The organism is Flavobacterium sp. 1, assembly GCF_002797935.1.
Taxonomy (GTDB): Bacteria; Bacteroidota; Bacteroidia; order Flavobacteriales; family Flavobacteriaceae; genus Flavobacterium.
Genome location: NZ_PGER01000001.1, coordinates 3,475,613 through 3,493,783 on the forward strand (window position 1 = coordinate 3,475,613; position 18,171 = coordinate 3,493,783).

Here is an 18,171-nt window from a genome sequence, read left to right on the forward strand (position 1 = left end):
TGTCCTCCCCTAAAATATTAACTTTTAATTATGTTTTTGCTCACTAGGAAACAATAACCGAAAGGTGGTTCCAATGTTCATTTCCGATGTTATCTCAATAGTTATATGGTGAAATTGAACAATACTTTCAACAATTGCAAGCCCTAACCCCTGCCCTTCCTGATCTGAACTTACTCTGGCAAACCTCTTAAAAACATTGCCCAGCTGTTTTTCATTCATTCCAATACCCGAATCAGAGATAGACAAAAAATAATTACCATTCAAAAAACCATCGCTAATTTCAATTGTACCAAAAGATTTATTGTATTTAACCGCATTGACAATTAAATTATAAAAGAGAATATGCATCAGCGTTTTATTTCCTCTAAAACTAAAATGATACTCCAGATTTTTATGAAAAGTCAATTCCTTGTCTTCAATTCTATCCTGCAAATCCGCCACCAAATCGGTAATTACAGCCTCAAAATCAATCTCTTCATTTGCCTCATATTGATTATTTTCAATTTTCGAAATCAACAATAAATTGGCAATTACCTTTTTCAGCAAATCTAAAGTACTCAGTGAACCCACAATTTTATCTACTGCATTATCATCTAAAGACTCGTTTTGAAGTAAATTTTCAAATTTGTTTTTCAACAATGCCACTGGAGTCAAAAGCTCATGGGACACATTGGCTATAAATTGTTTTTCTTTTTTAAACAATTCACTAATTCTGTCCATCATCTGATTCAGAACTGTATCCAGTTCCTGAAAATCCTTAGAATGTGATTGTATTGGCGTATGGTCGAAAGCTTCAGGTTCATTGACATGACGGATTTTAGTATCAATGATTTTATAAAAAGGCTTTAATAAATATTCGATATAAAAAGTATCAGCCACAAAAGTAATGACAACAATTATAATTAAAACCATTATGAAGAAAAGCCGAATTACAAAAGTAAGATCATTAATTTCACTTAAACTGTTACCTATTTCCAAAAGATAATTTGTGTTTTCGTACTTAAAATAATATTGAAGAATCCTATAATCATTGCTTTCTTCTTCAATTATTCTTGGTTCGGTGATAAAAAGGGTTTGATTTACTTTGCTGTTCGAAGGAACTCTGGAAAGCACAAGAAATTCACTATGCAGTGTTGAAAAACTCGCATAAGTCTCGGAAGTATCGTTTCGAACAATGAAATCATTTATTTCTTCCTTGTCTAAATGCTCAATAAATTTTTGCTTTTTCTCCAGCAAACTTTTATTGATGTGATTATAAACCACTTTTTCGACCAAAACAGGAAGCATCAGCCATAGAACTAAAATCAGCAACAAACGTGTTAATGCATTAAATATAGCCAGCTGATGCTTGATTTTCATAGTAGAAGTTTATCGTTTTAAAATTACGCATTTATTCTGTACCCAACATTTCTAACGGTTTCAAACCATTCAATTTTGGAATGTTTATCCAGTTTTTTTCTAAGATTCCGAACATGAACATCTATAAAATTCGAATCGGAATTTACTTCAAGAATATCTCCCCAAATGTGTTCCGTAAGCTGCAAACGTGTTATTACTCGATTTTTGTTCAATACTAAATATTGAAAAATATCAAATTCTTTTTTGGTAAGATTGATTGGGATTTCATCATAACTCACTTTATAATCCTGCAGTTTTAAACTATAGCCATGAACATCCAACTGATTGACTGTAAATCCGTGCATTCTCCGAATAATAGCAAATAAACGAGCGCCCAACTCAGTTAACGCAAATGGTTTTGTCAAATAATCATCGGCGCCAAGCTGCAGTCCGTTTATTCTGTCTTCCAGTTCTCCTTGTGCCGTAATGATGATTACGGCAACTTTAGAATCCGTTTTTCGAATCTCTTTTAAAACATCAAAACCGCTTCCGTCTGGCAGACCCAAATCCAGAAGCATTATATCATAGTCATTACTGCTGATTTCCTCCAAAGCCTCTTCACAGTTTTTGGAAATTTTACAGATATAACCACTGCCCAAAAGATATTCTTTCACTTCAAAAGCCAATTCTGGATTATCTTCAACAATAAGAATTTTCATAATCAATTATAATTTAAAAACGATTCAAAGCAACAACTAATGAAAAGAAAATATATTCCGTTATTGAAATTTTAACGTACCTAAAAATACAAAAAAAGCCAGTAAATTTCTCAACTGGCTTATAAAAACGATTAATCTTTTTGTTTTCCTTTCATCCTCATACAAAACAAAACAAAAACATTAATTATTTTTTTGCACTAGAACTTGCTGTTTCTGCTGAAGCAGTTTTTTTCACAGTTTTAGCTTTTCTATGTTTTGGATGTTTAGTCATTTTGACCTCTTTTACCACAGCAGTTTTTGCTGGTAGTGTTTTAGCATTTACCATTACAGCGGTTCCAAATAATACAGCGATTAACATTAATACTTTTTTCATGATTTCTAAAATTTTGAATTAATAATTTATTTTTATAGGTCAAATGTATAATCCAAAAATGAAGACAAAATGAAGATTAATTCTACAAATGATTTAATTATGAAAATTTTAACTTCAACTATTCTGAGCGTATTTTTCATTAATCACAACTGGTTTGATGGATTTTAATAACTCAAAACCAATGCTTAAATTTACATCTTAACATTTAAATTTCAATAATTATGAAAGAATTAAAAGAAGGAGATTTTGCAACTTATAAATTAGAAGACCCTTCATCCATTAACAGAGAAAAAGAAGTTACTGTTCAAATAACAAAAACTCCAAATGACAATTATTTATTTTATGAAGCTTTGAGATTAGACAATAATAAGCCTATTCCAAAAAACAAAGAAAAAGACTTTAATTATGAAATTATCGAAATTGGAAATCATCATTTCAAAGGTTTAAAAGCTACATTTCAAAGGGATTATTATTCTCGAAAAAATAAAACTCTTTACTTAGATAAATGGAATGTAAAAAACCTGAACTTTATTACAATTTCCTGTATTTCAATTAATATTTTTCAGCAAATAGATTTTCTAGATTATTATTTTGTAATAGACAATTCCAATATTCTAAATCAGGAATACTTCAATTACTTTTTTAAAGAGATTGACGGACATATTGATCTAAAAGATAATTTAGAAAAAATAAACAACATAAATGAATTATTTGACAAGCTCGATTTAATCAATTACAACTACAATAAAAAAGAAATTGTACTACATAAAGAACTAGAATCGAAAAAATAAAAACTACAATATTGTAATTTGATTTTTCTACTTTTACCACAAGAAACAAATTACAAAAAATGTCACAAAAACGCCTTTACCTTCTTGATGCTTATGCTCTAATATTTCGTGGTTATTTTGCCTTTATAAAAAACCCAAGAATCAATTCTAAAGGAATGGATACTTCGGCCATTATGGGATTTATGAATGCCCTGATGGATGTTATCAAAAGGGAAAAACCAGACCATTTAGCTGTCGCTTTTGACAAAGGCGGAAGCACCTACCGATATGAAATGTACCAAGAATACAAAGCACATCGTGACGAAACTCCCGAAGCTATTAAAATTGCCGTTCCATACATTCAGGAATTATTGAAAGCGATGCACATTCCAATTATTGAAGTTGCCGGTTTTGAAGCCGATGATTTAATAGGTACTATTGCAAAACAGGCCGAAAAAGAAAACTACCAAGTTTATATGGTAACGCCAGATAAGGATTTTGCCCAACTGGTTTCCGAAAATATCTTCATGTATAAACCTGCTCGAATGGGCAACGACATTGAAATTTGGGGAATCCCGGAAGTTTTAGCCCGATTCGAAATTGAACGCCCAGAACAAGTTATTGATTATCTGGGAATGATGGGCGATGCTGCCGATAATATACCTGGATTACCGGGCGTTGGAGAAAAAACAGCCAAGAAATTTTTAGCAGAATACGGTTCAATGGAAAATCTATTAGTTAATACTCATCAATTGAAAGGTGCTATAAAAGACAAAATTGAAGCCAATGCCGAGTTGGGAATTTTGTCTAAAAAATTAGCCACTATACTGCTCGATTGTCCTGTGACATTCAATGAAACGGATTACGAATTATCCAAACCCGATGTAGAAAAAACCGATGCGTTGTTTCAGGAATTGGAATTTCGTCAAATGAAAGCCCAGTTTGACAAATATTTTGGAACTGGAAAAGAATATGACGAAATCGACACGAACGGAAATGGCAACAATAACGATAATGGCACTGAAAAAATAATTAAAAAAGCTCCAGCTAAAAAATCAAATGAAGACCAATTTGATTTATTCGGTTTTTCGGATGAAGAAAGCGGTGAAGCAAAACCTAATTCATTTTACGCAACTTTAGAAAATACAGAACATTTTTATCAAATCATTCAAGGTGATTTTGCTGTAAAATTGCTTTTACAAAACTTAATGAACCAAACTTCGGTTTGTTTTGATACCGAAACCACAGGAATTGATGCTTTGAATGCCGAACTGGTTGGAATGTCATTTTCTTTCGAAAAAGGAAAAGCATTTTATGTTCCGTTTCCAGAAAATAGAGATGAAGCACAAGTTTTGGTTGACAAATTCAAACCTTTTTTCGAAAGTGAAAACATCGAGAAAATTGGGCAAAACGTCAAATATGATTTAAAGATTCTTTCAAATTATGGTGTTCAAATCAAAGGAAAGCTATTCGATACGATGATTGCACATTATTTGATCAATCCCGATATGCGTCATAATATGGATGTTTTATCGGAAACTTATTTAAAATATTCACCAAAATCCATTGAAGATTTAATTGGCAAAAAAGGGAAAGGCCAAAAAACAATGCGTGAAGTGCCATTGGAAGACATCAAGGAATATGCCGCAGAAGATGCTGATGTTACTTTTCAATTAAAACAAAATTTCAGTCCGATTCTCGATAAAGCCGAAACTAAAAAACTATTTGACGAAATCGAAATTCCGTTAATCCCAGTTTTAGCAGCAATGGAATTGGAAGGAATCAATCTGGACGTTCCTTTCTTAAAATCGATGTCGATTGAAATGGCAGTCGAAAGCAATGCATTGGAACAAAAAATTTATGAAACTGCTGGCGAGAAATTCAATTTGGCTTCTCCAAAACAATTAGGCGATATTTTATTTGACAAATTAAAAATAGGCGGAGCCAAACAAAAGAAAACCAAAACGGGCCAATATGCCACAGGCGAAGAAATTTTATCATATTTAGCAAATGACAACGAAATTGTTCGCGACATCCTCGAATGGCGACAAATGGTAAAATTGCAAAGTACTTATATTGATGCATTACCCAACCAAGTTGACGCAAAAACAGGCCGCGTTCACACCGATTATATGCAGACTGTTGCTGCAACAGGACGTTTGAGTTCCAATAATCCAAACCTGCAAAACATCCCGATTCGTACCGAAAGAGGACGATTGATCCGTAAAGCATTTATTGCCCGTGATGAAAACTACACTTTAGTTTCTGCGGATTATTCTCAGATAGAACTGCGAATTATAGCCGCTTTATCTGGCGAAGAAAATATGATTGCCGCTTTTCAAAACAACGAAGATATTCACAGAAGCACCGCTGCAAAAGTATTCAACGTTCCATTGGAAGAAGTGACTAAAGAACAGCGTAGTAATGCCAAAACCGTAAATTTCGGAATCATTTATGGTGTTTCTGCTTTTGGATTGAGCAATCAAACTTCGCTTTCGCGAAAAGAAAGCGCTGAGTTGATTGATGCTTATTATGCGACTTATCCAAAACTAAAATCTTATATGTCAAATCAAGTTGATTTTGCAAGAGAACACGGCTACGTACAAACAGTTTTAGGAAGAAGACGTTATTTAAAAGATATTAATTCTGCTAATATGATGGTCAAAAGCGGTGCCGAACGAAATGCAGTAAACGCACCAATTCAAGGTTCCGCTGCCGATATTATCAAAATTGCGATGATTAACATCCACAAAAAATTAGTTTCAGAAAACTGGAAATCGAAGATGTTATTGCAAGTACATGATGAGCTTGTGTTTGATGTTCACAACAGTGAATTAGACAAAATTCAGCCGATGATTAAACACGAAATGGAAAATGCATTTAAGATGGATGTTCCGCTAGATGTTGAAATTGGTTTGGGAAAAAATTGGCTGGAAGCGCATTAAAAAAATCTGCAGTATTCAGTAGCAGTTAGCAGTAATTGACATATAGAACATAACCATTTTTATGAAAAAATTAATTTTAATCTTTTTTATATTTCATTCCATAATTGCATTTTGTCAGAGTCAAGAGGAAACCTATTTAGAAGGCACAATAGCAAAAAGTAAAATCTATATGAGTATAAATGTATTTGGTTCTGCTGCTGAGGAACCAAATACTAATGCAATTTATTTTTATCAAAATTCATTAAAAGACATTAATTTAGAAGGAACCAAAAAAAACAATGTTTTTACTCTTGTTTTTAAACACCAAGATACAATTCACGAAAAATTTGTTATTACAAAAGTAGACAATACTAATTTTGAAGGAACATGGAGCAATGCTCAAGGAAAATCATTTCCAGTAAAACTCTCCCCAATTGATTTTTCCAATTATAAATCGACTTTACCGAAAGATTATTATGAAGATGAAGAATTAAATCTTATAAAATTAAAATTCCTTGAATTCAAAAAACAAAAAGTTACTATTTACAAAAACAAAGAAATTATTTGGTACACCGAAAAGCATTGTGATGCTCCCTTTTTTAGATTAGGAGATACTTTTTCGGAGAAAAGTAAAAATTCAGTCAATCCTGTTTTAGAAAAAACACATATTAAAAATACCATAAGGCAGTTAAACTGTTCTTCTGATTGGTACTATAACACAGGAGGAAATATAAGTTTTGATACTGATTTCACATTTTTAAACAACAATTTACTAGGATTTAAAATATCTTCAGACTGGTACTGCGGAGGAGCATATCCCGACAACGGTACTAAAGGATATTTAATTGATTTGAATACTGGAAAAAATTATGAGATTGACAACATAATTGCTTTTGACAAAAGCGTTACCACAGAAAAAGAAAGTAATTTTGACAGTTGGGTGAAATACAGACAGAAATATTTTGCTCCTAAACTTTATGCAATTATAAATAATGAGCAACATTTTATAAAACCAAAAGATACCGATGAAGATTCTTGTGATATGACCAATTTAGACATATGGTGGGGCGACGAAACTTGGATTTACACTGAAAAAGGCATTGAATTCACACCCTCTTTTCCACATGTGTCGAGGGCTTGCACAGAATCTTTCTTAGTTACCTTTGAAAAATTAAAAAGGTATAAAAATCCAAAATTCAGATACACCCTAAATTAAATTTCCTTTTTTAGTTGTTTTTTGTCAAATTTCCATTCTTACCGTATCAGAAGGAAATAATAATTTTGCTTCTTGATTTTTTTACTTATCAATTACAAAACCTGCAGGCAACGCCAATAATTTATATTGAATGGTTTTTGCCAAGCGATAATCACCAAGGGCATTGGGATGCAGTCTATCTGTATCTTTGTCATGAAAGTATTGCGATTGTACATCAGCCATTGGAAACAGACCACTTGTCGAATAGAGGTCGATTAACGGAACCGCCCAATAAGAAGCCACTTGCTTCAATACATCAACATAGGAATCAATATACAATCCTTGTCCGTTAGCATAGTTTTCGTCTGGCTGTACATTCTTCTCATTAAACTTAGCATACCCCCTGTGAATAGGCGTCATAATAACAATTTGCTGCTGTGGATAATTGTTCTTCAGGTAGGACATCGCTTTATTGATTCGTCCGCAAAAGGTTGAATCATTCAGGTTTGGAGTTCGGTATTTACGGGTTACTTCTTTTCCGTTGAAGTTGGTTTGCTTTGTTGTTTCACTGAAAAATTCACCTAACGGAATGTCGTGGTTATAGTCATTCGTTCCTGCAAAAATCAGTATTGCATCAACGTTCGTACCTTTTTCTTCATGCAGCTTAACTGATTGTTTGTAAATGTCATTCCACTGATTTCCACTGACGCCATATACAAAAGGTTCCATCCCCAGCAATTCATTTAGATACTCCCAATAAACACAAGCAGTTCCAACACGGCGTTTGTCAGTCATCGAATCGCCCAGAAAAGCCACCCGCTTGCTCTTCCATTGTGAGTTTAGTGTTTTTTCATTGTCTGTTAATTTTACTTTAGGAACAGCTTGTTGTGCAAATCCATTAAAACTAACTATCAATAAAAAGATAGAGGCACTTGCAATTATATGTTTCATATTTAAATTTATCTTTTTTGTTATGCTTTTTATGTTTTCATTTTGGCATTTCTCCAATCCTTTAATAGATCTAATAAATGCCTTATAGTATTTTTTCAAATATAGAAAATAATAACTGCAAACTACAAATCGCAAATTTCTTCTATTTTTGCTGTTTTTGTCCTCCGACCAGTAAAATAGGGCATTCGAAGGAAAAATAATGCCCTGATGCGTGCTTCGGACTGCCTGATACGAGCTTCGGACTCCCAATTGCATGCTTCGGAACGCCTGATATATGTTTCGGACACCCAATTATAATCTTCTGACAAATTGTTGCCTGCTTCGGATAGGTTTTTACAGTCTTCGGATGACTTATTCAATAATTTGTTATTCTTTTTGGATATCCCGAAAAAATTTTGCTCGGTATTAATCAAACCAAGTTTACAGCAAAACTATTTTTTGCTTTGCAATCCAATCGCATAACAATTACCATCTGCACTTCCAAAATAAACTGTATTATTGGCGACAAACGGAGAAGAAACAATAGATCCCAATTTATAAAATCGATCCATAACCGTTTTGTTAATATCATAGAAAGAAAGATCAGCTCCTTTGGCAGCATACGAAAAATCAATAAAATTATTATTCAGTATTTCTGAAGCAAATAACTTTCTATTTTCTGTGCTAAAACTATTCCATTCCTTACCCAAAGACTTTGTATTTACGGCAAAAAAATTACCCGTAAAATCTCCAAAATAAACTGTATCGCCAACTATTGCCGGAGAAGAATACACGTAGCCATTTGCTTTAAACCTAAACAATTCTTTTCCGCTTTTTGCATCCAAACCAAGTAATGCAAAAGTATCTGAAGTGCCTACATAAACAACACCATTATCCACAACCGCCGAACTGATTATCCAAGAATGTGCGACATCATACTTCCAAACCAATTTCCCAGTCACGGCATTGAGCGCAAATAAGAAAGGATCACGAGCTCCAAAGTACACCATGTCATTGGCAATAGCCACAGTAGATTCAATTCCTTTGAAACCAATTTTCGTTCCTGTTTCAAATTTCCAGTGTTCTTTTCCGGTTTCGATATCTAATGCATACAAATTAGCATCCCAACTACCAATATACAATGTGTTTTTATACAAGACAGGACTGCAGTGAATTGATCCTTTTGTTTCAAATTTCCATTTCAGCTCACCTGTGTTTGCGTTCAGCGCATATACATTCCCATCACTGCTTCCGAAGAAAACGCTTGGATTTTGTTTGTCCGGATTTATAACTGGAGAAGACAAAAAGAAATCCCATAAATCATCCATGTACTGATCAACTGGTTTCAAGCCTAAAAAACTTATTTCGCCAAACCATTTTTCTCCCCCAGTTTTAAATTTCCATTTCAAATGACCGTTTTTGGAATCAATGGCATAATAATAGCCGTCAAAACTGCCTATATAAACCATATTATTAAAAATTGCCGGCGAGCTATGAACTGCCCCTCCTGTTTTAAATTTCCAAAATATTTTACCCGTTTTTTCATGTATAGCGTAGAGATTCCCATCTTCACTGCCTATATAAACAATTCCATCATGAACTATTGGTGATGAAAAGATTTTTCCGTTTGTTTTAAAAACCCATTTCAAATCCCCTAGAGGTTTATAATTGTCTCCTTTAAAAACGCGGTTTTGAAATGCGCTTACTGTTCCTCCATTTTGTTGCTGACCAAAAACTATTGAATTATTTATTCCAAAAAGAATTATCAATACAGCTATTAAATACGAATATTTCATACAATGTTATTTTTCAAATACAATCTCTTGACAATAAAATTTCATTTCAGTTTTGTAAAAATGAAATCGATTATTAATTATTCTAAGAATGAGGGAATTATTGATTAAAGAAATCGAAAATCTTGAAACCTAATTTATTAACTTCAATCTTTTGATTTCTAAATCAATGTATCAACCAAAAAATCTCATTATGCAAAAAACAATCAAAACGATTATTTTGTTTTTTACATTTCTTATCGGAATAAGCATCTATGCAGTCAGTACTCAAAATCCGCCTGCTCACGCAAAAGCACACGACGTAAAAAGAAATACAGATACTGCCGAATCCAATGTGTGTTTTGACCTGTAATTAAAAGATACTTTTACCTAAATGGAGGCAAATGGGTTACTGCCACTTTGCCCAATACTATTCGATTAATAGGAGCTTTTAATGATTTTGACTTTGATGGAAACGATCCTTGGAAAGAAAATTCACAGCACAAAGAAAAATACAAACCTATTAAAACCAGCGATGTGAAAAAAATTGAAAAAACATACAATTCAAATTCATATAATAGTAATGTGAATAAGGGAAATAGTAAAAAGAACAAATAAGAGTTTATAGAAACGCTCTCACTTTTTAAAAATTAAAAAAGGCAATCAAGAAAAAATCTGATTGCCTTTTTTATTCTTATTTAGTAGATTCTCTTTCTTTTAATTTTGTTTTGATAACAACAGTTTCAAAAGGTTTGTGTTCTTCTTTAGATTCTAATCTATCAATTAATAATCTTACAGCTTCTTCTCCTATTTCAATTCCATGCTGACTGACTGTTGTTAAACTGGGTGACAATCTCCTAGAAGCAAGGATTCCATCGGCAAAGCCAATAATTTTTAAATCCTTAGGGATTTTATACCCTTTCTTTACTCCAACTTTTAAAGCCGCAACCGAATCATTTTCTTCCAATGCAAAAACGCCGTCTACCAGATTATTAGAATACAATTCATCAATCTTCTCCGCTAAATCATGGTCTGATTCTGATTCTGTGCGGATAATAATCTTTTCATTGATTTCTATATTATTTATTTTCAAGGCTTTTAAATATCCCTCAGCTCTTAATTTACCAACACTTAAATTATTTGAAGAAGAAATTAATGCAATGTTTTTACAACCTAAATCAATCAGGTGCTGCGTCGCATTTTGACCCGAATCAAAATCATCAACAATCACTTTATCACACTCTACCTCGTCTGTTGTTCTGTCAAACATAACAATGGGCGTACCATCATTTATTATAGAATTAAAATGGCTGTAATCATGCAGTTTTTGTGCCTCTTCTGAAATAGACAATACAAAACCGTCAATAGTTCCATTACTCAGCATCTCCATAGTATGAGCCTCTTTTTCTAACGACTCATTAGAGATACACATAATAACATTATAACCTCTCTCATCAGCTACCTTCTCAATACCGCTAAAAACCTTAGCAAAAAATGAGTTCAATATATTAGGTATAATAACTCCAATTGTTTTGGTTTTTCGGTTTTTAAGATTCAAACCAATAACGTTAGGCTTATAGTTTTTTAATTTTGCATATTCTTTAATTCTGACTTTCGTTTGTTCACTTATCTCAGGACTGTCATTAAGTGCCTTAGAAACAGTAGAAACCGAGACATTAAGTTCTTTCGCAATTTGTTTTAATGTTGCTTTTGCTTTCATTGGAGAGTGGTGGTATTTAAACTAAATTAATAGTCTTAAAATGAAAATTATTCGTATTTACCTATACATACCTATATTTTTACTAAAAAACATAAAAAAAAAGAGGCATTTATTCAATAAAACGGAAAAGTACAAAAAAAATGCAATATCAAAAAAAAAATCAATCAAAATTATTGCAAAAGAATAAAACACAAACTCCCTCAAATTTTCAATTCTATAAATATATATTTGATTATCAGCACAAACTCCCTAAAAAAATAATCAAATAAGCTATTTGTATTTAAAATAATTAATTGTACTTTTGCAACCCCTTTATTGGGGATGGAATGTTTAATTAAAATATATTATTGTGAACGCATTAAGCTACAAGACAATTTCAGCAACAAAAGCCAATTCTACAAAAGAATGGATTGTTGTAGACGCTGATGGTCATAACTTAGGACGTCTTGCTTCAAAAGTCGCTATGATTTTAAGAGGTAAGTACAAACCAAGTTACACACCACACGTAGACTGTGGAGATAACGTAATTGTTATCAACTCAGAAAAAATCAACCTTACAGGTAACAAGTTGGATGAAAAAACATACATCCGTCACACAGGTTACCCAGGAGGACAAAGAACTTTAACTGCTAAAGTATTGCAAGCAAAAAACCCTGCATTATTAGTAGAGAAAGCTGTAAAAGGAATGTTGCCTAAAAATAAATTAGGAGCAGAACTTTTTAGAAATTTAAATGTTGTTGTAGGATCTGAGCACAAACAAGGAGCTCAAAAACCTAGAACTGTTAACCTAAACGATCTTAAGTAATGGGAGTTATTCACAAAATCGGTAGAAGAAAAACCGCTGTTGCACGTGTATATGTTTCAGAAGGAACAGGAGTAATCACTGTTAACAAAAAAGCATTCGCAACTTATTTCCCAACTGCTACTTTACAGTACAAAGTTTTGCAACCATTGTCTATGACAGAAAACGCATCAAACTTTGACGTAAAAGTAAACGTTTACGGAGGTGGTTCAACTGGACAAGCAGAAGCTGTAAGAATGGCATTAGCACGTGTAATGTGTGAAGTAAATGCTGAAAACAGAGCTATCTTGAAACCAGAAGGTTTATTAACTAGAGACCCAAGAATGGTTGAACGTAAAAAATTCGGTCAGAAGAAAGCTCGTAAGAGATTCCAATTCTCTAAACGTTAATATTGCCTGTCTTGTTCAATTAGGACAAGACATCCTAGAATGTATTAAAAAATTTAAAACAATGTTGTTGTTGTCCCATCGAGGTGGGAAATTAGTTTAGCATCTAAATGTATACAGCCGAGTAATCGCCATTTATACATTGCTAATCAACAGAACGTAAACTAGTACAAAAAATGTCAAACAAAGTAGAAGTAAAAGAATTACTAGAAGCAGGTGTTCATTTTGGACACATGACTAGAAAATGGGATCCAAACATGGCTCCTTACATTTATATGGAGCGTAATGGTATACACATTATCAATCTATATAAAACTGCAGCAAAAATTGAAGAAGCTAATGACGCTTTGAAAAAAATCGCTGCATCAGGTAGAAAAATATTATTCGTTGCTACCAAAAAACAAGCAAAAGACATCGTTGCTGATAAAGCAAAAGCCGCAAACATGCCTTACATCACTGAAAGATGGCCTGGTGGAATGCTAACTAACTTCGTAACTATCCGTAAAGCTGTTAAAAAAATGGCTACTATTGATAAAATGAAGAAAGATGGTACTTTCATGACACTTTCTAAAAAAGAGCGTTTGCAAGTTGATCGTCTTCGTGCTAAACTAGAGAAAAACTTAGGTTCAATCGCAGATATGTCTAGACTTCCTGCAGCATTGTTCGTAGTAGATATCAAAGCTGAACACATCGCAATAAAAGAAGCTCAAAAATTAAACATTCCAGTTTTTGCAATGGTTGATACTAACTCTGATCCACGTGAAGTAGATTATGTTATCCCTGCAAATGATGATGCTTCTAAATCAATTGATAAAATTTTATCTTTAGTAACTGCTTCAATTATCGATGGTCTTGCAAACAGAACTTCTGATAAAGAAACTGATGCTACTGAAGTTGTTGCTGAAACTGAAGCTCCTGTAGCTGAAGTTGCAGCAGTTGAAGCTCCAGCAGCTCCAGCAACTGAAGAATAAATCAAATTTTAAATTCCAATTTTAAATTCCAAATTCCCCAAAAAGATTAATAACATTATGTTAGTAATTTAATAAAATTGGAATTTGGGATTTAAAAATTGGAATTTTTACTTTTATAACATTAAACAAATTATATTATGGCAACAATTACTGCTGCAGACGTAAATAAATTAAGACAAACTACAGGTGCCGGAATGATGGACTGTAAAAAAGCTTTGGTTGAAGCTGAAGGAGATTTCGATAAAGCTATACAAAACCTTAGAGAAAAAGGACAAAAAGTTGCTGATAACCGTTCTGATCGTGAGTCTTCTGAAGGAGCTGCTGTTTCTTTCATCAATGCAGACAAAACTAAAGGAGCTATCATCACTTTAAACTGCGAAACAGATTTCGTAGGTAAAAATGAAAGTTTCGTAGCTTTAGCTAAAGAATTAGTTGAAAAAGCAATCAACTTCTCTTCTAAAGAAGAATTTTTAGCTTCAGATTTCAATGGAATTACTGTTGCTGAAAAATTAATTGAACAAACTGGTGTTATCGGTGAAAAAATCGAAATCGGTGGTTTCGAAATCGTAGAAGGTGCTTTCGTAGGATCTTATGTTCACGTTAACAAAATTGCTGCTTTAACAGCGATTTCGGCAGCAGTTCCTAATGCTGAAGTGTTAACCAAAGACATCTCTATGCAGGTTGCTTCTATGGGAGCTGATACATTATCTTACAAAGATTTTGATCCAGCTTTCGTTGCTTCAGAACTTGCTGCTCGTATTGCTATAATCGAAAAAGAAAATGAAGAAGCAAAACGTTTAGGAAAAACTTTGAAAAATGTTCCTAAATATATTTCTTTCTCTCAATTAACTGAAGAAGTTATAAAACAAGCTGAAGAAGATGCTAAAGCTGAATTAAAAGCTGAAGGCAAACCAGAACAAATTTGGGACAAAATTATTCCAGGAAAAATTCTACGTTTCATCTCTGACAACACTACTTTAGATCAAGAGAAAGCCTTACTAGATCAAAACTTCATCAAAGATGACAGCAAAAAAGTTGGTGATTACGTTAAAGGATTCAACGTTGAGATTACAAATTTCAAAAGAGTTACTTTAGGATAGTCTATAAATAATTGCAACAAACGGATTCTATTTATTTTAGAATTTCGTTTACATACAAAATCCCATCTCGTTTCATTACGGGATGGGATTTTTTTTAAAATTACAGCAAAAAAAAACTTATAACGGTCTTCTATTTGTAATATTAGCAAGCATACATTTATTCTCAAGGAATCCACAAACTTCATTTACAACAAAAACTTGGACAATATTAACAAAGAAACCAAATCTTTCTGCTACTCTATTTAAATAACCATAAAAAAAACAGCAGTAAGCCTTCGCTTACTGCTGTTTTAAATCTATTATTTCGATTATTCTTTTTAGAGATTAACTAATTATTTGAATAAATCGAAATTATTTACCATTATTAACTTCTACAGTTACCATTGCAGTATTCTTCAATTCTTCTTTTTCAACCATTTTAGACAAAAGAAAAACAAGTATCGTTCCCGCAACTCCAAGTCCAGTCATAAACAGCCAATTGGATTCGTAATCAAAATTTTGAATAATTTCCATTCCTGTTTTAGCACTCAAGATATGAGCAAAACTATAACTCATCGTAAAAGCAGCCATATATTTTCCTTCTTGCCTATGCGATCTATCCATTGCGAATGAATTTGCAAACGGAAACGTCAGCATTACACCACAAGTCATAAAGAACATCATAGGAATCAAAACAGCTTCAAAAGGCAGCAATAACAATAAAAAACTAGTTGCCATAAGCAATAAGCCTAAAGAAATCACTTTATGATTGTTAATTTTATTACGGCTAACATAATTCACAATTGGAAGTTCAAAAAGCAAAATAAGCAATCCGTTCAAACTCAAAAGCAATCCGCTATCAAATTCGGTCATATTAAAACGCTCTTTATGATACAAAGGCAGTGTAGTAAAAATCTGAAAGAAAAGAATTCCAGTAATAAGGCAAATAATCAAATGCAGCATAAAAGGCTTGTCTTTCATTACCGAAACCTTAACATTTGGCTTATCATATTTATGCAGCTTAACAGGTATTTTTTTCTCTTTGACAAAAAACATAAAAACAATTATTGCCAATATACATGTCACACCATCAACATAAAAAATATACTCATACCCTAACTGCATGATAATCAAACCACCTAATACAGGACCAAAAAGAAACCCTAAATTGATAGCCGCACGTGTTAATGAATAAGCACGAGCCCTGTCTTCTTTTGCAGTAAATGTTTTTAAGCAAATCAACATCGCAGGTCTAAACATATCCGCAATACTGGTCAACACCAAAATACCAACACATAGCTCTTCAAAAGTTGAAGCATATTGCAGTAGTATAAACACTATACCGCTGGCAAATAAACTGAATACCATGACCTTGTAAAAGCCAATTTTATCAGACAGCTTACCGCTCAACCAAGTTCCAATTATAGAACCTATTCCAAAGAAAACCATTACCCAGCCAATCTGGCTGTAAGTGAATTGTAAATTTTCTTTCATGTATTTTGACAGAAAGGGAATAACCATAGTCCCGGCTCTGTTAATGAATGTAACTAAAGTTAAAATCCAAATCTCTTTCGGAAAACCTTTAAAATTGTCGAAGTATTTTTTTATCATAATTAATTTTTTTTGGGGCAAAAAATTTGTTCATCAAGGCAAAAATAGATTTTTTTTTGAATCAACCAACAAGTAAACAGTTAAAAAACAAAACATTTTCTAAACATTGCAAAAACAATTAGAAAAATTTTACAAAAACTTTTTTTTTAAAAAAAACACAAAACAGGCGGATTATTCAATTTTTAATATAGATTTGCATTTCTAAGAAACCCCAAAATAATTATAATATGAAAGAAAAAATCTACTATTTAATAGTTTGCCTTGTGCTTTCCTATTCAACACAAGCGCAACTCTACGGCGGTATAGAAATAGGAAGTAAAGGTATAAAAATGACCGTTCTTGATGTCGAAAGCATCAAAAGAAACACTTATGATGTAAAAGAGTTTTGGACTGAAAACGTTGGTATTGCTACTGGTATAGGAATAGACGGCACCTTATTACAAGAAGACATTGAAAAAGCAGGGAATGTAGTTTACAACAATTACAAAAAAATGCTTAACGAATACAAAATCGAAGATAAAAATATCTTTGTTGTAGCATCTTCTGGAGTTGGTTTAGCAAACAACACAAATGATTTAGTTGTAAAAATCAAAACTCTTACCAATAAAAAAATCGAGATTATCTCTTCTTCTCTTGAAGCAAAATTACTTTTAAGAGGATGTATCCCTCCTAAAAACTATTTAAGTTCAGTAATTATCGATATTGGAGGAGGAAACACTAAAGGCGGTTATGCCAAAGACATCAACGGTGCTTCTGTATTTTTTCCAATATCATGTGATTTAGGAACTGTTACTTTGACAGAAATCATTAATAAAAAATGTAAACAAAAAACAGTTTTCGAATTCAATGAAAATCTTTTTGACTACTTACCTACTATGAGAGAAAGTTTCAAAAAAATGTATACAAGCCGTGCTGAATCGCAAGACAAGAATAATGTTTACATATCTGGTGGAGCAGCTTGGGCATTTTACACTTTATTGACAGGAATAAAAGCTGAAGAAAATTTTACGCAAGTCCAATATGATGACATTCTATCGATTAGAACTATTGCAGAAAACAACTATCAAAGATTTGTAACTAATGCTGAAAGCAATGTAGAAATGCAAAAAGTATTAAAAACATATCAGCAAAAATATTTGATTGCAGCATTTAATCTTTTGGAAACTTCATTGGAGGTTATTCCAAACATCCAAAACAAAAAGATTTTCTTTGCTAAACAAGGTCAGATTGCTTGGTTAGTAAGTTACGTTTTCGATAGTGCTAAAGGAGTTAAACAAATCTATTAACATTGTCATATTCAAGTATTCTTTTTATAAGATCTTAGAAAACAAACTAGAGGCTGTCCAAAAAAGACAGCCTCTTTTTATTTAACTAAGGCCAAAACACATTTTTTAACAAAGCACTATATTTAGATTCAAAAAATAGATTATTTTTGGACAACTGTTCCTGTATCCAAAAATTAAATCATGAAGAATTTCAAAATAGTATTTACTTTTCTATTACTTGTAACATTTTCTGGCTGTGGTAAAATGGGAATCAACCTGGCTCCTAGAAAAAATATCTGATGCTAAATTCAAAGAC

At 32.5% G+C, this 18,171-nt stretch carries 17 protein-coding genes; 10 read left to right on the top strand and 7 right to left on the bottom strand.

Annotation, left to right across the window (positions count from 1 at the left end; genetic code table 11):
* Nucleotides 1-24 precede the first annotated feature (24 nt).
* The 3 genes from CLU83_RS13980 to CLU83_RS13990 all read right to left on the bottom strand — a co-directional run bounded on the left by CLU83_RS13980 (nt 25) and on the right by CLU83_RS13990 (nt 2,430).
* Nucleotides 25-1,359, bottom strand: a complete 1,335-nt coding sequence (locus tag CLU83_RS13980) for a cell wall metabolism sensor histidine kinase WalK (RefSeq protein WP_232727112.1) — start codon at nt 1,357-1,359, stop codon at nt 25-27.
* Between the two features lie 23 nt (nt 1,360-1,382).
* Nucleotides 1,383-2,057: a response regulator transcription factor gene (locus CLU83_RS13985; RefSeq protein ID WP_100432178.1), complete on the bottom strand. Its 675-nt coding sequence runs from the start codon at nt 2,055-2,057 to the stop codon at nt 1,383-1,385.
* Between the two features lie 184 nt (nt 2,058-2,241).
* Entirely contained in the window at nt 2,242-2,430 is a 189-nt protein-coding gene (locus CLU83_RS13990; protein WP_100432179.1) for a hypothetical protein, read from the bottom strand.
* A 221-nt stretch (nt 2,431-2,651) separates the two neighbouring features.
* Here CLU83_RS13990 and CLU83_RS13995 point away from each other — a divergent pair, with 221 nt between their 5' ends.
* From CLU83_RS13995 to CLU83_RS14005, 3 genes are all read left to right on the top strand, one after another.
* A complete protein-coding gene (locus tag CLU83_RS13995) occupies nt 2,652-3,221 on the top strand; it encodes a hypothetical protein (protein WP_100432180.1) in 570 nt (189 codons plus the stop codon).
* 59 nt (nt 3,222-3,280) lie between these two features.
* A complete protein-coding gene (gene polA / locus CLU83_RS14000) occupies nt 3,281-6,145 on the top strand; it encodes a DNA polymerase I (RefSeq protein WP_100432181.1) in 2,865 nt (954 codons plus the stop codon).
* A gap of 169 nt (nt 6,146-6,314) precedes the next feature.
* Nucleotides 6,315-7,340, top strand: a complete 1,026-nt coding sequence (locus tag CLU83_RS14005; protein ID WP_232727113.1) for a hypothetical protein — start codon at nt 6,315-6,317, stop codon at nt 7,338-7,340.
* A gap of 81 nt (nt 7,341-7,421) precedes the next feature.
* On the opposite strand, the gene CLU83_RS14010 is transcribed toward CLU83_RS14005, so the two are convergent.
* Both CLU83_RS14010 and CLU83_RS14015 read right to left on the bottom strand, forming a co-directional pair.
* Nucleotides 7,422-8,270, bottom strand: a complete 849-nt coding sequence (locus CLU83_RS14010; protein ID WP_100433742.1) for an SGNH/GDSL hydrolase family protein — start codon at nt 8,268-8,270, stop codon at nt 7,422-7,424.
* A 431-nt stretch (nt 8,271-8,701) separates the two neighbouring features.
* A complete protein-coding gene (locus CLU83_RS14015; RefSeq protein ID WP_100432183.1) occupies nt 8,702-10,045 on the bottom strand; it encodes a PQQ-binding-like beta-propeller repeat protein in 1,344 nt (447 codons plus the stop codon).
* A 190-nt stretch (nt 10,046-10,235) separates the two neighbouring features.
* Between CLU83_RS14015 and CLU83_RS14020 the strand changes: the two genes are divergently transcribed.
* Together CLU83_RS14020 and CLU83_RS14025 are read left to right on the top strand one after the other, a co-directional pair.
* Nucleotides 10,236-10,394 carry a hypothetical protein gene (locus CLU83_RS14020; RefSeq protein WP_157802098.1) on the top strand — a complete coding sequence of 53 codons (159 nt, stop codon included), beginning with the start codon at nt 10,236-10,238 and terminating at the stop codon, nt 10,392-10,394.
* Between the two features lie 47 nt (nt 10,395-10,441).
* A complete protein-coding gene (locus CLU83_RS14025; protein ID WP_100432185.1) occupies nt 10,442-10,639 on the top strand; it encodes a hypothetical protein in 198 nt (65 codons plus the stop codon).
* Between the two features lie 76 nt (nt 10,640-10,715).
* Here CLU83_RS14025 and CLU83_RS14030 read toward each other — a convergent pair whose 3' ends face one another.
* Nucleotides 10,716-11,741 carry a LacI family DNA-binding transcriptional regulator gene (locus CLU83_RS14030; RefSeq protein WP_100432186.1) on the bottom strand — a complete coding sequence of 342 codons (1,026 nt, stop codon included), beginning with the start codon at nt 11,739-11,741 and terminating at the stop codon, nt 10,716-10,718.
* 349 nt (nt 11,742-12,090) lie between these two features.
* On the opposite strand from CLU83_RS14030, the gene rplM reads away from it, so the two are divergent.
* The 4 genes from rplM to tsf all read left to right on the top strand — a co-directional run bounded on the left by rplM (nt 12,091) and on the right by tsf (nt 15,000).
* The gene (gene rplM, locus CLU83_RS14035) at nt 12,091-12,546 is read left to right on the top strand and encodes a 50S ribosomal protein L13 (protein ID WP_100432187.1); all 456 of its coding nucleotides are present in this window, start codon (nt 12,091-12,093) and stop codon (nt 12,544-12,546) included.
* Nucleotides 12,546-12,932: a 30S ribosomal protein S9 gene (rpsI, locus tag CLU83_RS14040; protein WP_100432188.1), complete on the top strand. Its 387-nt coding sequence runs from the start codon at nt 12,546-12,548 to the stop codon at nt 12,930-12,932. The genes rplM and rpsI overlap by 1 nt, the downstream gene beginning before the upstream one ends.
* A gap of 173 nt (nt 12,933-13,105) precedes the next feature.
* Nucleotides 13,106-13,900: a 30S ribosomal protein S2 gene (gene rpsB / locus CLU83_RS14045; RefSeq protein WP_100432189.1), complete on the top strand. Its 795-nt coding sequence runs from the start codon at nt 13,106-13,108 to the stop codon at nt 13,898-13,900.
* Between the two features lie 137 nt (nt 13,901-14,037).
* Entirely contained in the window at nt 14,038-15,000 is a 963-nt protein-coding gene (gene tsf / locus CLU83_RS14050) for a translation elongation factor Ts (RefSeq protein WP_100432190.1), read from the top strand.
* Nucleotides 15,001-15,351: 351 nt separating this feature from the next.
* Here tsf and CLU83_RS14055 read toward each other — a convergent pair whose 3' ends face one another.
* Nucleotides 15,352-16,590, bottom strand: a complete 1,239-nt coding sequence (locus CLU83_RS14055; RefSeq protein WP_100432191.1) for an MFS transporter — start codon at nt 16,588-16,590, stop codon at nt 15,352-15,354.
* A gap of 227 nt (nt 16,591-16,817) precedes the next feature.
* On the opposite strand from CLU83_RS14055, the gene CLU83_RS14060 reads away from it, so the two are divergent.
* The gene (locus tag CLU83_RS14060; protein ID WP_100432192.1) at nt 16,818-17,876 is read left to right on the top strand and encodes an exopolyphosphatase; all 1,059 of its coding nucleotides are present in this window, start codon (nt 16,818-16,820) and stop codon (nt 17,874-17,876) included.
* The last annotated feature ends 295 nt before the right edge of the window (nt 17,877-18,171 follow it).

Coding starts and splice junctions, on each gene's coding strand:
- CLU83_RS13980 (WP_232727112.1), bottom strand. CDS start 1,359: ATGAAAATCAAGCATCAGCTGGCTATATTTAATGCATTAACACGTTTG.
- CLU83_RS13985 (WP_100432178.1), bottom strand. CDS start 2,057: ATGAAAATTCTTATTGTTGAAGATAATCCAGAATTGGCTTTTGAAGTG.
- CLU83_RS13990 (WP_100432179.1), bottom strand. CDS start 2,430: ATGAAAAAAGTATTAATGTTAATCGCTGTATTATTTGGAACCGCTGTA.
- CLU83_RS13995 (WP_100432180.1), top strand. CDS start 2,652: ATGAAAGAATTAAAAGAAGGAGATTTTGCAACTTATAAATTAGAAGAC.
- polA (WP_100432181.1), top strand. CDS start 3,281: ATGTCACAAAAACGCCTTTACCTTCTTGATGCTTATGCTCTAATATTT.
- CLU83_RS14005 (WP_232727113.1), top strand. CDS start 6,315: ATGAGTATAAATGTATTTGGTTCTGCTGCTGAGGAACCAAATACTAAT.
- CLU83_RS14010 (WP_100433742.1), bottom strand. CDS start 8,270: ATGAAACATATAATTGCAAGTGCCTCTATCTTTTTATTGATAGTTAGT.
- CLU83_RS14015 (WP_100432183.1), bottom strand. CDS start 10,045: ATGAAATATTCGTATTTAATAGCTGTATTGATAATTCTTTTTGGAATA.
- CLU83_RS14020 (WP_157802098.1), top strand. CDS start 10,236: ATGCAAAAAACAATCAAAACGATTATTTTGTTTTTTACATTTCTTATC.
- CLU83_RS14030 (WP_100432186.1), bottom strand. CDS start 11,741: ATGAAAGCAAAAGCAACATTAAAACAAATTGCGAAAGAACTTAATGTC.
- rpsI (WP_100432188.1), top strand. CDS start 12,546: ATGGGAGTTATTCACAAAATCGGTAGAAGAAAAACCGCTGTTGCACGT.
- rpsB (WP_100432189.1), top strand. CDS start 13,106: ATGTCAAACAAAGTAGAAGTAAAAGAATTACTAGAAGCAGGTGTTCAT.
- tsf (WP_100432190.1), top strand. CDS start 14,038: ATGGCAACAATTACTGCTGCAGACGTAAATAAATTAAGACAAACTACA.
- CLU83_RS14055 (WP_100432191.1), bottom strand. CDS start 16,590: ATGATAAAAAAATACTTCGACAATTTTAAAGGTTTTCCGAAAGAGATT.
- CLU83_RS14060 (WP_100432192.1), top strand. CDS start 16,818: ATGAAAGAAAAAATCTACTATTTAATAGTTTGCCTTGTGCTTTCCTAT.